Annotated in this window: 10 protein-coding genes; 3 read left to right on the top strand and 7 right to left on the bottom strand. The window is 35.8% G+C overall.

The window, feature by feature from the left end:
- Positions 1-27 precede the first annotated feature (27 nt).
- Together EKM00_RS13205 and rluF are read left to right on the top strand one after the other, a co-directional pair.
- Positions 28-876 (top strand): alpha/beta fold hydrolase, encoded by an 849-nt coding sequence (locus EKM00_RS13205; protein WP_126516498.1) that lies wholly within the window; start codon positions 28-30, stop codon positions 874-876.
- 109 nt (positions 877-985) lie between these two features.
- Positions 986-1798, top strand: a complete 813-nt coding sequence (gene rluF / locus EKM00_RS13200; RefSeq protein WP_126516497.1) for a 23S rRNA pseudouridine(2604) synthase RluF — start codon at positions 986-988, stop codon at positions 1796-1798.
- Between the two features lie 130 nt (positions 1799-1928).
- Here the strand turns inward: rluF and EKM00_RS13195 are convergent, their stop codons facing one another.
- The 7 genes from EKM00_RS13195 to argS all read right to left on the bottom strand — a co-directional run bounded on the left by EKM00_RS13195 (position 1929) and on the right by argS (position 11796).
- Positions 1929-3683: a M14 family metallopeptidase gene (locus EKM00_RS13195; protein WP_126516496.1), complete on the bottom strand. Its 1755-nt coding sequence runs from the start codon at positions 3681-3683 to the stop codon at positions 1929-1931.
- A gap of 60 nt (positions 3684-3743) precedes the next feature.
- Positions 3744-5387 carry a M14 family metallopeptidase gene (locus tag EKM00_RS13190; protein WP_126516495.1) on the bottom strand — a complete coding sequence of 548 codons (1644 nt, stop codon included), beginning with the start codon at positions 5385-5387 and terminating at the stop codon, positions 3744-3746.
- Between the two features lie 273 nt (positions 5388-5660).
- Positions 5661-6587 carry a magnesium transporter CorA family protein gene (locus EKM00_RS13185; protein WP_126516494.1) on the bottom strand — a complete coding sequence of 309 codons (927 nt, stop codon included), beginning with the start codon at positions 6585-6587 and terminating at the stop codon, positions 5661-5663.
- Positions 6588-6812: 225 nt separating this feature from the next.
- Positions 6813-7694: a bifunctional 5,10-methylenetetrahydrofolate dehydrogenase/5,10-methenyltetrahydrofolate cyclohydrolase gene (locus EKM00_RS13180; RefSeq protein ID WP_126453576.1), complete on the bottom strand. Its 882-nt coding sequence runs from the start codon at positions 7692-7694 to the stop codon at positions 6813-6815.
- Between the two features lie 77 nt (positions 7695-7771).
- Positions 7772-9121: a signal recognition particle protein gene (gene ffh / locus EKM00_RS13175; protein ID WP_126453574.1), complete on the bottom strand. Its 1350-nt coding sequence runs from the start codon at positions 9119-9121 to the stop codon at positions 7772-7774.
- A 127-nt stretch (positions 9122-9248) separates the two neighbouring features.
- The gene (locus EKM00_RS13170; RefSeq protein ID WP_126516493.1) at positions 9249-9965 is read right to left on the bottom strand and encodes a hypothetical protein; all 717 of its coding nucleotides are present in this window, start codon (positions 9963-9965) and stop codon (positions 9249-9251) included.
- A gap of 52 nt (positions 9966-10017) precedes the next feature.
- Positions 10018-11796, bottom strand: a complete 1779-nt coding sequence (gene argS, locus EKM00_RS13165) for an arginine--tRNA ligase (protein ID WP_126516492.1) — start codon at positions 11794-11796, stop codon at positions 10018-10020.
- Positions 11797-11998: 202 nt separating this feature from the next.
- Between argS and EKM00_RS13160 the strand changes: the two genes are divergently transcribed.
- Positions 11999-16285 (top strand): T9SS type B sorting domain-containing protein, encoded by a 4287-nt coding sequence (locus EKM00_RS13160; protein WP_158614901.1) that lies wholly within the window; start codon positions 11999-12001, stop codon positions 16283-16285.
- Positions 16286-16403: the final 118 nt, after the last annotated feature.

Genomic DNA, 16403 nt, shown 5'->3' with positions numbered 1-16403 from the left:
CCCGATACCAATCGGGACTTTTTTTTTATGAAAAAAATACTTTATTATCTGTTTACTAAAACTATTGGATTATACGTAAATTTATTAAGCTACGTATTTCTTGACAAGGCAACCCAACTTGCTTATTCTCTTTTTAGCGAACCCCGAGAAGGCAGGCTTACTGCTACAAAACTTCCTAAAATACTACAAGAAACAGCTGCGGAAACTTTTCAGCATAACGGACACGACATTCAAACCTATACTTGGAAAGGAAATAATACTGTAATACTCCTCGTGCATGGATGGGAAAGCAATGCGTCACGCTGGAAAAAAATGGTACCCTATTTAAAAAAATCCGGTAGTACAATCATAGCAATCGACGCTCCTGCTCATGGCTTATCAAGTGGAAAGGAATTTAATATTCCCCAATATGCTAAATCTATTGATTTTATAGTTCAAAAATTTAAACCGCAATACCTAATTGGCCATTCCTTAGGAGGAAAAACCTGCTTGTATTATCAATCTGTTTATCAAAACAACACTATTGAGAAAATGGTGATTTTAGGATCGCCGAGTGATTTCAAAATTATTCTCGATAATTATATTGCAATGTTGAGTTTAAACTCTAAAATTTCAAAAGGACTTGAAGCACATTATCTACACCATTTTAAACTAAAACTTGAAAAATTCTCAGCCAAGCATTTTGCTACTAAAATAAAAACAAAAGGATTAATCGCTCATGACACTAATGATACAGTTGTTTTATTTGAAGAAGGAAAAAAAATAGCCAGCACCTGGAAAAATTCTATTTTCATTGAAACTAATGGGTTAGGGCATAGCATGCATGACGATGGGTTGTATAAAAAAGTCTCCCACTTTTTATTTGAAACGGAGTAAAACAAACACCATCAGAATAGTATGATCGTTACGCCATTTCTGCTTTGTCCAAATGACAAAGATTATACAAAACTCCTATAACTATTTCCAAATTCATTACTTTTGTATTATGGAAGAAAATCTAAAACGACTCAATAAATACATAGGAGAAACCGGGTATTGCTCCCGCCGCGAAGCTGACAAAATCATTGCAGAAGGTCGTGTAACCCTCAATGGAGTCGTACCGGAATTAGGAACCAAAGTTTCTCACCATGATGAAGTGCGTATTGACGGCAAACTAATCCGTGAGAAAAATGAAAAGCCTGTTTATCTTGCTTTCTACAAACCGGTAGGAATCGAATGCACTACAAATCTGCAGGTTCGCAATAATATTGTAGATTACATCAATTACCCCAAACGTATATTCCCTATAGGACGATTAGACAAAGCCAGTGAAGGATTGATTTTTATGACCAATGACGGCGATATCGTCAATAAAATACTACGTGCAAGAAACAATCACGAAAAAGAATATACCGTAACGGTCAACAAACTCATCACCGATCGTTTTATTGAAAAAATGGGAAATGGCATACCAATTTTAGACACCGTCACCCGAAAATGTAAGGTAGAAAAAATTAGTTCTACCATTTTTAAAATCGTGTTGACACAAGGTTTAAACCGTCAAATTCGTAGAATGTGTGAATACCTGGGGTATGAAGTTACGGCATTAAAACGCATCCGAATTATCAATATTTCGCTGGACATTCCTGTGGGTCGTTTCCGTGATTTGACTGATGCCGAAATCAAAGAATTAAACGAACTCATCGAACCTTCGATCAAAACCGAAGAAGCCAGTTTACCAAAAACAGAAGTACCAAAAAGAAGAACGGAATTTATCAAAAGAGATGATCCTAGATTTAAAGGACGAGGCGATTATTAAAAAACAATTATAAATAAAAAACCCAGAGCTAGTCTGGGTTTTTAGAAACCATTTTAAAGCGTACTGAATAGCACTTCACTCTAAAACAAATTACACGTTTGTACTGATTAAAAACCACAGTAGTATTTATCTATTTTACTTTCTCAGAGACTATTCCGCCTTTGGCACTGGAAACGTTTACCGTTGCTCCTGAAGGATTTCCTTTAACGATCCATCTTACTTTTACATTACCCATCCCTTCAATAATAGGTACTGCAATGGTCTCTGGACTGAATTTTTGTTCTGTAAATAAATTCAAATCTTCGTTTTGAACTGTCATACCCGCTACAACGGTACTACCCGCTAAACTGATATAATTAGGACGCTCTATCTTGTTTTTTACATCATGTCGCGAATGGGTTGGAATGATCCTTGTATTCATAATTGTGGCAGTCACTGCAACTAAATCCCCTGAAAGCTTTTCAGTTTCAATACCTACAATTTCTAATTTTGGAGTCTGATACGCATGGTACAATGAAAACGCCATGTTTCTGTGTGCATCTTCCTGAATCATAAACCCCGGATGATTCCGAATGTAATTCTTTTTAGGACCTCCTATTTCAATATCGCCAAACTGCGGATGATTAAACTCCTTCCATTCTACATAGCCATCACCAAACAACAGGTATTTATCAAATTCATTGAATTCATCATTATCCCATCGTCCAGCGGTATTTTTTTGGTTAAATAACTTATAGGAAGTCATCAATTCATTACTAAAAGTAAATATCCCTCGAGTCAAAGACAAAAAATCAATTTCTCCACCATAAACAGTGTACAAGTCTTTGTGAATTACAAAATAATTATAACCGGGAATCATTTTTTCCCCTAACTTTCCAATATTATCGTACACTTCAATATCTTGTGGAGCAAATAACGCATCGTCTTCTGCAGCGCCGGGACCTCTTAAAAACATTCCGCCGTAATTATGGTAGCTTTGTGCTCCGGCAATATTGGGATGATTGATAATAAAGGCTTTTATAGCACGGGTTTCAGGAAGTGTACCTGGATAAAACAATGCCCCATTTTGAACATAATTAGGTTGCCAATTCCATCCCCAATCTCGGTTTGGATCATACGTCCCAATCAAATCCTCATTTACTAAACCATCTTTATCGTTATCTAAACCTTCATACCCTAACATTTCATAGTCTCCTATTTCATCTCCTTTGACCTGATACATGCGAGTAGGATATTTAGGATCTGTTTTCCATCGTCCTATTTTTGATTTTCTGCGCATCATCACGATATTCCCGTCGTTATCTAAATCATCAAGCGTATCTTCATTCACCAGACCGTCACCATCATTATCAAAAGGACGCATTCCTGAACGAGAGGTATTAGAGTTGTTCGGTTTGTAAATAAAATTTTCCCGCCCGTCAGGACTGATAGTCATTACAATATAAAACACCTTTTCTTTTAATAAAGTATTTATGAATTTAATAGTTTGAAAACTCTCCGCTAAATACCATGCCGTATACATGGCAACCTCAACACCTTGCATTTCATTTGCGTGAATTCCGCCATCGATATAAAAACCAGGCTTGTTTTCAACTTTATCGGAATCGAAATCAGAGATCGTTAATACCCAAAGATCTCTTCCTTCATAGGATTTCCCTACGGATTCCATTTTAACTAAATTTGGATAGGCTTTCACCAAATCTCTTCCTAGCTGAGTCACCTGTGCATAATCATGGTACTGATCCCAAGTCATTTTTACTTTGGGATTAGCAGGGGAACCAATGGCACGGATGCCATTTAAATCTTGTGGAGCAATACCATTTTTTTGAGCATTAGTAACCCAAAAAACAAAACTGAACAAGCTGAATAGTATGTATTTTTTCATTTTTTTACTTTTTATCGGTGAGGATTCAATATCCTTTTTTATTTTTTTGAAGTCAACTTATTATTTCAAATCAGCAATTACCTCTTTAAATCCTGCAGTGGCACAACCTGTAGTGATCGTCACTTTTCCTGTACCTGAAATCAACCATGAATATTCCTCTGATTCATCCGCTTGCATACTATTACGGATAAAATATTTCCTGCCAGAAACCATGATTTGATTTTTTTGGAGTAGAATTTCTGTTTTCATTTTAGAAACAAATCGGATTTTGTCTCCTATTTCAGTATAAGTAGGCAGCAACCCTTTATTGGCCACTTTTATAGTGACGCGGTATAAGTTCTCCTTTATCTTTTCTACTTCGGCAACATTTGTTTCAATTTTTGGCATGGCTGCCAAAAGTTCTTCCACAAAAAGCATATGTTTATTCGCTGTTTCTTCTAAAAATTTCACAGGTGGATTGTTCAGAGCATAAGGGATAAAACCTCCTACTTCTACTTTTTGATTTGGAAAATCAGGATGTTTAATAACTGACCAGTCAACAAAAACATTTTTTATATTTTGGCTATCAGCCCATTTTAAAAAAGAGACTTCTGAATTCAATTCCTCTTTATCTTTTTCTGCTGGCTTTTCTAATTTAGAATACAGCGAATCTTTTTTAGCCTCTACTTTAGGAACCCACCAGCCTGGTGTTGAAAAACTGAATCTCCCTGCATGGAAATAAGCGGCTTGCGCAAAATTTCCTTTGGTCATCGGCATTTTAGGGCCACCTTTGATTGCCGCTTTTTGGGTATATAATTTAGAAACCTGCTCTGCTGCTTTACTATCTTTTTCTAACCATCCTTTAATAATTCTAGAACTAGCTAACTTACTATCATACTTTGGAGTCTCAGATAAATTATTGTGCATCCCAAAAGTAAGTACACCATAAATATTCTGATTCAAATATAAAAAATCAAGAAGTGCCCTGGTTTCTGGCTCAGAAGCTACATAAACTCCTGCCCCTTTTTCGAAAGCAGGATAATCAAAAGTAAAATTTTTGTCGATATTGACTCCTTCTGAAAAATCTTCATTAAACATTCCGTCTTTATCGGTATCAATTCCCTCTGAAATTAAAACATACTTGCCAACCTGATTTTTTGTTGGATCTGCTTTTATTAAAACACGGGAATCCTCTGGGCTTTCAATGAAACTTCCTGTTACATCTTCAATCCGAAGTTGCGTAATTAAACCATCTTTATTTAAATCTTCAAAAGGGTCTTCGCCTATTTTACCGTCTCTGTCATCATCTGTTTTGGTATCGTTACCGCGCTTTTCCATTTTTACAGCACCAAAAGCAGCATCTATGGCATCCGGATTTACAGCAGGAACAAAATAAATCGTTTTTTCTTTTAAAATCGCAACTAACTTGTCGTTTTTCAATACGTTATCAATCATTTTTAAGGTGATCTGTGTACCAGCACGGTATTTTCCGTCAAGCCCGGCTGTGATAAGCAAAGCTGGTTTTGGAGTGGTTGATTCGGAAATTGTTACTACCCATATTTCTCTGCCTCCACTACTTTTACCAATTGATTTTACAGTGCAATATTTACTTTTGGCGTCAAGCTCTTTTAGACTTTTAGTAAGGTTTTCATAGCTCAGGTAGTCCTTTTGAGCGTGAGTGATACCAAAACAAAGTACGAATAAAAACAGTAATTTTTTTCTCATTAGATAGTAATTTATTTGAGAAATAAATGTAGTTTATAAATTTGGCCTATCCTAAATTATGCGAAAAATATTTCATAAAGCCATCATTAACAAGGCGCTTTAACTCTAAAAAAGACCATTATTTGGTGTATACAGCTATTATTTAACCCTAAACATAGTATTATACTTTTATTTCAAAATCATTATTTTGGAAAATTAAAACTTTTTGATACACTATTAAAGTAAATCCATAGTCTCAGGAATAGTGAAATTTAAAGTTGAAATCTATTTCTATCAAAACCATCTTTTTCTTTTGAACAAAAACACACCAAAAGCAGATAATAAAACAGATACGGAAATGACAATCCAGATTCCATAACGATTGTCTTGTAAATCATTAGGCACATTCATTCCGTACAAACTGGCAATCAATGTTGGAATCATCAGAATAATCGAAATCGAAGTCATCTGCTTCATAATCGCATTCATGTTATTAGAAATCACAGAAGCGTACGCATCCATAGTTCCCGTTAAGATGTCGCTATAAATATTAGTGGTTTCCTGTGCCTGACGCAATTCAATTTCAACATCCTCCAGTAAATCTAAATCAAAATATTCTTTTTGGGACTTTATATTCTTGATTCGATGCAATAGGATATCATTCCCTTTCAAGGAAGTCATAAAGAATACCAAACATTTTTCTATTTGAAGCAACGCTTGTAATTCTTCATTTTTAATTGACTTTTCTAAATTGTCCTCGGCTAATCTTATTTTTTGATTGACTTGCTTTAAATATTTCAAAAACCAAACACTGGAGGAAAGTAATAATTTGAGCACTAAATCGAAGTTGTCTTTAATATTGATGTTCTTGCGTTTGGTATAGGTTACAAAATCAGTAAGCATTTCCGTTTTATGAAAACTGATGGTAATACAAACTTCTCCTTTAAAAACAACTCCAACAGGAATCGTATGAAAAGGCAACTTCACATCATTACTCTTCACAGGAATTCGCATGATGATCAAAGTCCAACCATTTTCAATTTCTATCCTTGGTCTTTCGTCAATATCTTCAATGTCGTTATAAAATGCTTCGGGAATTTGTAATTCGTCGAGTAAATATTTTTTTTCGGCTTTGGTAGGGCATTCAATATTTATCCAGCAGTTAGGAGTCCATTCAGCGGTGGCAATTAATCCGTTATTGTTTTTGTAAAAAGCTCTCATTTCAAAAATTCTATAGGTTTATGTACAGCCTCCTGAAAATCGTTCAAGCGCTATATTAGTTCAACATTTCCGAATAATAATCGTCCATTTTAAAGGTTTTTTTAAGTGGTACAAAAGTATTCTTTAAATTCCATTTCCGCTTCAATTATCAGAATTTTATACATTTTTAAACTAAAAAAAGCCTTAAACTGCTGTCTAAGGCTTTCAATCAAAACTATTTTCTCTTTATTTATTTCTTTTCATTTCCCGTGCCAAAAGCGTATTTTTCAATAACATTGCAATGGTCATAGGTCCTACTCCACCCGGAACCGGAGTAATAAACGATGCTTTTTTACTTACATTTTCAAAATCAACATCACCGGTAATCACATATCCTTTTGGATGTGAACTATCTTCCACTCTGGTAATACCCACATCAATAACCACAACACCTTCTTTCACCATATCTGCTTTTAGGTAATTAGGAACTCCTAAAGCCGTAATAATGATATCGGCATTTTTAGTGTATTCTTCTATATTTTTGGTTCTACTGTGCGTAAGAGTTACAGTTGAATCCCCTGGATAACCTTTGCGACTCATCAAAATACTCATTGGTCGACCCACAATATGGCTTCGCCCAATAACGACAGTATGCTTGCCCGCTGTTTCTACTTTGTAACGTTCTAACAATTCCATTATTCCATAAGGCGTTGCGGGCAAAAACGTTTCCATTTCTAAAGCCATTTTTCCAAAATTGGTTGGATGAAATCCATCCACATCTTTATCAGGATCAATAGCCATCAGGATTTTCTGCTCGTCGATGTGTTTGGGCAAAGGCAATTGAACAATGAAACCGTCTAATTCATCATCTTCATTGAGGTCTTTGATTTTTGCCAATAATTCAACTTCCGAGATGTCTTCCGCTAAAGAAACCAATGTAGATTCGAATCCTATTTGTTGACATGATCTTACTTTGCTGCCAACATAAGTCAAACTTGCGCCGTTTGACCCAACAAGAACCGCTGCTAAATGGGGCACTTTCTGCCCGTCAGCTTTCATTTTCTGCACTTGAATAGCAATCTCGCTTTTTATATCTTCCGCAGTTTTTTTTCCGTCTAGTAATTGCATTTTTATTTAGTTTAATGTATTAAAGCCGAAAGTCTTAAAGTCATTACAACTTTAAGACTTTCGGCTTTTGACTCATTTTATCTCATTCCTGGCATTCCACCTTTCATACCACCCATCATTTTCATAAGGTTTTTACCTCCTGGCCCTTGCATCATTTTCATCATCTTGCTCATTTGTTCGAACTGTTTCATCAATTGATTCACCTGTTCGATTTTGGTACCGGAGCCTTTAGCAATTCGGGCTTTTCTTTTCACGTCAATTAGAGCCGGCTTGCTCCTTTCAACTGGAGTCATCGAGTGAATAATGGCTTCAATATGTTTGAAAGCATCGTCTTCTATTTCCACATCTTTCATGGCTTTTGAAGCACCTGGTATCATTCCAACCAAATCTTTCATATTACCCATTTTCTTTACTTGTTGAATTTGAGAAAGGAAATCATCAAAACCGAATTCATTTTTGGCAATTTTCTTTTGTATTTTTCGTGCTTCTTCTTCGTCAAATTGTTCTTGGGCTCTTTCTACCAAAGACACAACATCTCCCATCCCCAAGATTCTTTCGGCCATACGAATTGGATAGAACACATCAATGGCATCCATCTTTTCCCCTGTACCTACGAATTTGATTGGTTTATTAACAACTGATTTGATCGAAATTGCTGCTCCACCACGCGTATCTCCATCCAATTTAGTCAAAATAACTCCATCAAAATTTAATCTTTCGTTGAAGGTTTTTGCTGTATTCACAGCATCTTGTCCGGTCATTGCATCCACTACAAACAAGGTTTCTTGTGGCTCGATGGCTTTATGAACACGTTCTATTTCGTTCATCATTTCCTCATCGACAGCTAAACGACCAGCAGTATCGACAATCACGACATTGAATCCATTTGCTTTTGCATGTTTGATTGCGTTTTGCGCAATTTCAACCGGATTTTTATTTTCTGGCTCAGAATATACCTCCACCCCTATCGAATCTCCAACTACATATAATTGTTGAATTGCCGCTGGACGGTAAATATCACAGGCTACTAATAATGGCTTTTTGTTCTTTTTTGTTTGAAGATAATTCGCTAATTTTCCCGAGAAAGTAGTTTTCCCGGAACCTTGCAAACCAGCCATCAAAATAACCGTTGGATTCCCGGAAAGATTGATTCCGGCAACATCACCACCCATTAATTCTGTCAATTCATCTTTTACTAACTTTACTAGTAATTGTCCAGGTTGAAGTGTTGTCAATACATCCTGTCCAATTGCTTTTTCTTTTACTTTGGTGGTAAAATCTTTAGCGATTTTAAAGTTGACATCCGCATCAAGCAAGGCTCTTCGAACTTCTTTCAACGTTTCGGCTACATTTACTTCGGTGATTTTTCCGTGACCTTTAAGTATATGAAAGGCTTTATCTAGTTTATCGCTTAAATTATCGAACATACTTTTTTTCTCTTTAATTAAGGCGCAAATTTAAGCATTTGATTTTGAAGTTTAAATAGTATTATAAATAAAAAGAGGCTATCTTCTTCAGATAGCCTCTTTTATTGTATGATCAATTAACTTTAGATTAATCGTTGTCGTCTAAATCTATTTCATTTTCTAGTAAATTTTTCATGAAGTCACCAATATCGTTGTGACTATCATCATTACCAGTACTAATTTCGATAACTCCGTCTCCATCGGTATCTAATAATAGGCCTTGGTCTGCCAAAGTTGTTAATTTATTCATTAAAGCATCAAGATGTATTTTAATGTTTAAAGATAAATCATTACTGTTGATAGTGAAATCTTTGTTTTGGTCTTCAAAATCCAATTCAAGTTCGGCATCCTCATCACTCCAGATAATAAATGGTTTCCCATTTATGGTTCCTTTAATCAAATAAGTCTTACCATTCATTTCATCAAGTAAAGTAGATTTTTCGAATTTAAATTCGATTTCCTCATATCTCGCATTCGGAACATTTACAGAAGTAATAAATGGACTTAACGTTAGGTTTGGATCAAGCAAGTCTAATAAAAATGGCCCATTAAGTTTAACGTCATCATATTTGGGATCCATACTGTACATCGCATCTTCCATGTCGGTTTCAAATTCGATATTCCCAATATTAATTTTAAAATCAGTAAAAACTACTGTAGAGGCAGCAGTACGAGCATTTAGAGAAGTCTTAGCTGTTGTAGACACCGCGGAGGCTTTCAAGGTTACATTCCCTCCTGAAGCGGGATCATTTGTACAAGAACTTATTACAAGTGCAAGTAAAGCTAAGATTGAAAATTTTTTCATAATCGTATTTTTAAATTATTAAGTAATTATTAACGCAAAAAATATACCAATATTACATTCTTGCCGGCACACTAATACCTAATAGTTTAAAGGAAGCCGCTATAGTATCTGCTACTTTTTTAGATAATTGAACTCGGAAAATTTTCTTTTCAAAATCTTCTTCGCCAAGAATAGGAACCGCCTGATAGAATGAGTTGTATTCCCGAACTATATCATAGGTGAAATTTGCAAGCAAAGCCGGACTGTGATGCTGCGCTGCATTTTGTATCACTTCAGGAAACAACGCTAACTGTTTCACCAATTCTTTCTCTTTTTCATGAAGTATTGCAACTTTTGATTTATTCGAAAAGTCAAAATTTGCTTTACGAATAATAGATTGAATTCTGGCATACGTATATTGAATAAACGGACCGGTATTTCCGGCAAAATCTACCGATTCTTCCGGATTAAATAGGATTCGCTTTTTAGGATCTACTTTCAAAATATAATATTTTAAAGCACCCAAACCTATAGTTTTATATAGCTTACTTTTCTCTTCCGCAGAATAGTTGTCTAATTTCCCTAAATCTTCTGCGATTTTTTGCGCCGTATCTATCATTTCCTGCATTAAATCATCGGCATCAACAACCGTTCCTTCACGGCTTTTCATCTTTCCAGAAGGCAAATCTACCATTCCGTATGATAAATGAAATTGGTTTTTAGACCAATCAAAACCTAATTTTTTCAAGATAAGAAACAACACTTTAAAGTGATAATCTTGCTCATTCCCAACGGTATAAACCATTCCGCCTACATCTGGATAATCTTTCACACGCTGGATTGCAGTACCAATATCTTGCGTCATATAAACTGCAGTACCGTCAGAACGCAATACAATTTTACGATCTAAACCTTCGTCCGTTAAATCAATCCACACGGAACCATCCGGATCTTTTTCGAAAACGCCTCTGTCTAAACCAATCTGAACAACATCTTTTCCTAATAAATAGGTATTACTTTCGTAATAATATTTATCGAAATCGACTCCAAGGTTTTTATACGAAATAGCAAAACCATCATAAACCCATTGGTTCATAGTTTTCCAAAGCGAGATTACTTTGGCATCCCCAGCTTCCCATTTCAATAACATTTCTTGCGCTTCCAAAATAATTGGTGCTTGTTTCTTTGCCTCTTCTTCTGTTTTACCTGCGCTTATTAATTGCGCTATTTCTTCTTTGTACTTTTTATCAAAAGCAACATAATAATTACCTACTAATTTATCTCCTTTTAATCCTGTTGATTCTGGAGTTTCTCCATTTCCGAATTTTTGCCAAGCCAACATCGATTTACAAATATGGATTCCTCTATCATTAATGATTTGAGTTTTGTACACTTTTTTACCAGAAGCTTTGATAATCTCCGCCACCGAATATCCTAAAAGATTGTTGCGTACGTGACCTAAATGCAATGGTTTATTTGTGTTTGGTGAAGAATATTCTACCATAACCGCTTTGTCATTAGGAGAAGGCATTACAAAACCAAAGTGTACATCATCTTTTATTTCATTAAAGAAATCCAAATAATAGTCATCAGAAATAACAATATTTAAAAAGCCTGAAACAACATTAAATCGACTTACTTCTACCATGTTTTCGACCAAATAAGCTCCTATTTTATTCCCTAGTTCTACAGGATTACTTTTGACTACTTTCAACAATGGGAAAATAACCATGGTGATATCCCCTTCAAATTCTTTGCGTGTAGTTTGAAATTCAACCTTATCAATGGTAACTTCAAATAAGGCTTTTACAGCTTTTTCGATGGAGGGCGTAAGAATCTGTGATAATGTCATGATGTAAATTTAAAAATGCAAAGATAATTCTAATTCCTTAATATGTTTATAAAAGTTGTTCAATTACATCTTATAATCACTATTGGATCAAAAAAACCGTTTTGTAACTATTTTTAAGATTCAGTTACTATAATTTTAGTGTTTTTCAAAGATGATAATTCAATTTTCATTATTTTTACTATGCAAATTAACGACCTACAACATGAAAAATATACTTATTTTTATATTGCTGATTGTTATACATACTTCTTACTCCCAATCAGTTACAATAAGTACAACAAAATATACGGTTAACCAACTGGTAAATCAGGTCTTAGTGAACTCCCCTTGTGTTTTAAGTACTAATGTAATTTCGAGAACAGGAACTGCTTTTGGATCTTCAAACGGAATTGGTTATTTTGAAAATACCAATACTGCCTTTCCATTTTCAAGCGGAGTAGTATTAAGCACGGGAGATGTGACTAAAATTCCGGCCCCAAATACTACTATTCTCAGCGATGGTTTTCCAGCATGGTCTGGCGATTCAGATTTAGAAGCTAATTTACTTTCTCAGTCTGGAATAACTATGAATTCAGTAAATGCCAGTTATATTGAATTTGATTTTCAACCCAAAACACCCAGTTTTGATTTTTATTTTCTTTTTGCTTCCGAAGAATATGGGACTTCCCAGTGTAATTTTTCTGATGCTTTTGCATTTCTTCTGAAGGATGTAACTGCTGGAGGGAGTACTGTAAATTTAGCAGTAATTCCCGGTACAATGATACCGGTTTCTGTCGAAACAATACGAAATAACACCAATAATTCTAATTGTCCTTCTGCCTACCCGAGCTATTTTGGTGCTTTTAATGGCCCTGGATTTGGACCTGCGATAAATTTTAATGGGCAAACGATTTCCATGATAGCCTCTGCAGCCAGTTTGGATGTAACTCATGTGTACCGCATTAAATTAGTAATTGCTGATGGTGGAAATAATATAGGTTATGATTCTGCAATATTTCTGGAAGCCAATAGTTTTAATATTGGTCAAGATGTATTGGGGTTGGATTACACAACGGCAAACAAGGCTGCAATTTGCCCAGGAAACACGTTGCCAACATTATCAGCGTCAGGTTTAGATCCGGCAACTACTTTTGTTTGGAAAAAAAATGGAATAGTATTCTCTCCCACACAAACAGGAAAAACACTGAACCTCAACACAATTACTCCACTGGTTAGCTCCGGAATTCATACCTACAGTGTCACGTATAAAGAACCTGAATGCATCGCGGTTACCGATGAAATCATTATAGAAATTTACCCTAAGATTGGTGTATTAAATACCGTTCCTAACATTTACGTGTGTGATTCCGGAGCTTCATCCTCTGATTTTGATTTAAATAAAAACAGCATAATCATTCTAGCCGGCGTTAACCAATCGTCCGGAACAGCTGGTGCTTTAGATGATTTGCCTGCTTACACTATTATTTCCTATCACCTAACTAATGGAGATGCCATTGGGAATACTGGAGCAGTACCAATCCTTCAGACGATTGCGAGTACTGAAAGTGGCACGCAAATTTTTGTCAGAATTGAAAACCCAAATACATTATGCTACGAGATCAGGTCTTTCCAATTGCTTATTGTTCCGCCACCACAAATTGCAAATACCCCGGCAGATGCAACATTATGCTCCAGAAATTTATCTGAAAGCCCTTTAAAAGCTAATTTCAATTTGACGTCACAAATTGCATCGATCATAGGTTCTCAAAATACCTCGGACAAGATACTTACTTTTCACTCATCATTAGTTGGAGCTAATAACAATATTAACATCATAACTCTAAATTCGAGCAACCAATTGTTATCGCCAAGCGCAACCTTGTGGGTTCGATTACAAAACATTTCAAATCCTAATTGTTATGTTGTTACTAGTTTTCAATTATTAGTATCTCCATTACCTCAAGTCGATATGTTAAACGATGTGTTTGTTTGTACGTCCTATACCTTACCTGTATTGCTAAATGCCGGAGCACAATATTGGACTGGAACTAATGGAACTGGAACGCAACTTTTTGCCGGAAACGTGATAACTACAACGACAACTAATTTATATGTTTTCAATCAATCCGGAGTGTGTACCAATCAAGATTCTTTTAATGTTACTATTGCTAATTTAAGTGCAATCACACCTGCTTCCGAAACCTATTGTACAAAATATACGCTTCCGACTTTACCCTATTCAAAATATTTCACTCAAAGCGGAGGTAGTAGCACTCCCGGAAACACACAATTAGCTGCTGGATCCACAATAAATACTGTGGGAATAAACAGGATATATGTATGGTTTGAGGATACTACGGTTACCCCGTCTTGTAGACTAGAAAACCCTTTTGAAATCACAATAATACCCTTTACTGCATTGCCGAATTATGTAAATCAATTTGCATGTACATCCTATATTCTGCCGGCGGATCTCAGTGGCGGCGTCTACTATACAGGCAGTAACAAGAGCGGATCTCTTTTGTCTGCTGGAACAGTAATAAATACAACTACTCAAATCTACGTTTATAAAGAAACAGCTACGTCTCCAAAAAATTGTGCTGATGAAAAAATCTTTAAAGTTTTTATTAATCTATCAAGCATCACGCCTCCAACAGATGTAAACTCCTGTTCCGCCTATAAACTGCCTGCATTAACAGTAGGAGAATATCGAACTGCTCCTGCGGGTGGCGGAACAGTTATTCCTGCCGGAACATTCATTAATGCCACTACAACACTTTGGTTTTATGTCACAGGTCAAACGTGTACCGATAATTTACGTTTTACCATTACGGTAAATATTGCACCTTTACCAGTATTAGCAGATACAGATCCGCAATGCGACGTCTATTATTTACCTGCAGTAGCACATTCAGGAAATTATTTCACGGGAACTTTAGGAACAGGTACGCTTCGGCCAGTGGGCTATCCTGTAACGACAACGCAAATCATGTATTTTTATGACAAAGCTACTTCCGGACCCTGTTATGTGCAAGAAGAATTCTTAATTACCATCAATAAATCGCCTGCAATTGATGCAAAACCAGTTGAAGTTATTCGATGTGCCCAAAATTATATTTTAGATAATTTGATAAACGGGGAATATTACGAATTTACAGGCGGACCCTCACCCACAAATCCTGTCTTACCGCCCGGTACTGTTTTGACAACCTCAAAAACAATCTATGTTTATGCTCCTGCTATCGCCACGAACAGCTGCGTATCAGAATACAGTATAGATGTTTTAGTCACTTTTGTAAATGACATAGCAGATCAATATGCCTGCAATAGTTTTAATTTACCAACCATAGTAGGGATTGGAAGTTATTACACTGCTTCCAATGGTCCCTATGGAACTGGAGTGCAATTACTGCCTCCTTATTCCCCAATAACTGCCACAGCAACGCTTTTTGTATATGTAGAAAACAACAATAGAGTTACCTGCATTGATGAAGATCCTTTTATTGTCACCATTTATAATACTCCAATTATTACACCTATTACTCCTGTCACCAGATGTGAATCTTTTGAACTTCCTTTGTATACAGCTCCTGTAACACGATACTTCACCAATCCAGGTGGTCCGGGAGGCAACAACACTGAAAAATTCCCTGGGGATTTCATCACTGTTTCAACCACTATTTATGGCTATGCCCAATCAGGAACATCAGCAACAGTGATTTGTCCTGCCGAAAAACCGATGGTAATTACTATCACCAAAAAACCAAAACCAGTCCTTATCGTTCCTACCATTTGTATCGATATTGATACCGGAATCACCACCAATGCCTTGATTGAAAGTGGATTTACTGCACCACAATATTCCTTTAAATGGAAAAGTGAAGATGGAACTTTAATAAGTACTGCTGAGAATTTGTCAACAAATGAACCTGGAAACTATACGCTCACTGTTACGAACTTATCCATTTTTGGCTGTACTGCTGACAGCGTCTCTTTTACGGTTATTGAATCTTCAAAACCAGCCTCTGTAACTTTTACAACCAGCGGATGGTTTACGGACAACCAAACTATAATTGTTACTGCCGTCCCATTTGTAGGTGATGGAAGTAATTTCTTATATTCATTAGATGCAGGTTCCCCTCAAAAGAGTAATGTGTTCACCAATGTGAGTTCCGGAATTCATGAAGTAACAGTCAGCGATGCCAATTGCGGAACTTTCACCATTCCAGTAACAGTGAAACTTATCAACAGCCCTAAATTCTTTACTCCAAACGGAGATGGATTTAACGATACCTGGAACATTACTGGAATATCAAATCAAGAAAATTTAAAATTATATATTTTCGATCGTTATGGAAAACTATTGAAAGAATTTTTGCCAAACGATTCCAGTTGGGATGGAACTTTCAATGGATATGGACTCCCAGCGGATGATTACTGGTTTTCAATTTTCTATACTGAGGACTCTGTTTTAAAAGAATATAAATCCCATTTTTCTTTGAAACGATAAAAACTTCTCTATTATTTTATAAGGTTTTTATTAATATAAAATGTCCCGTCCTGAAATAGCGATACACAAAAAGTATCCTAATGGAAAAACATGAAGAAACACGCTATGTGAAGCGGAC

Source organism: Flavobacterium sp. RSP15 (assembly GCF_003968755.1).
Taxonomy (GTDB): Bacteria; Bacteroidota; Bacteroidia; order Flavobacteriales; family Flavobacteriaceae; genus Flavobacterium.
The sequence above is the reverse complement of the archived record's forward strand: the minus strand, read 5'-3'. Positions and strand labels throughout refer to the sequence as shown.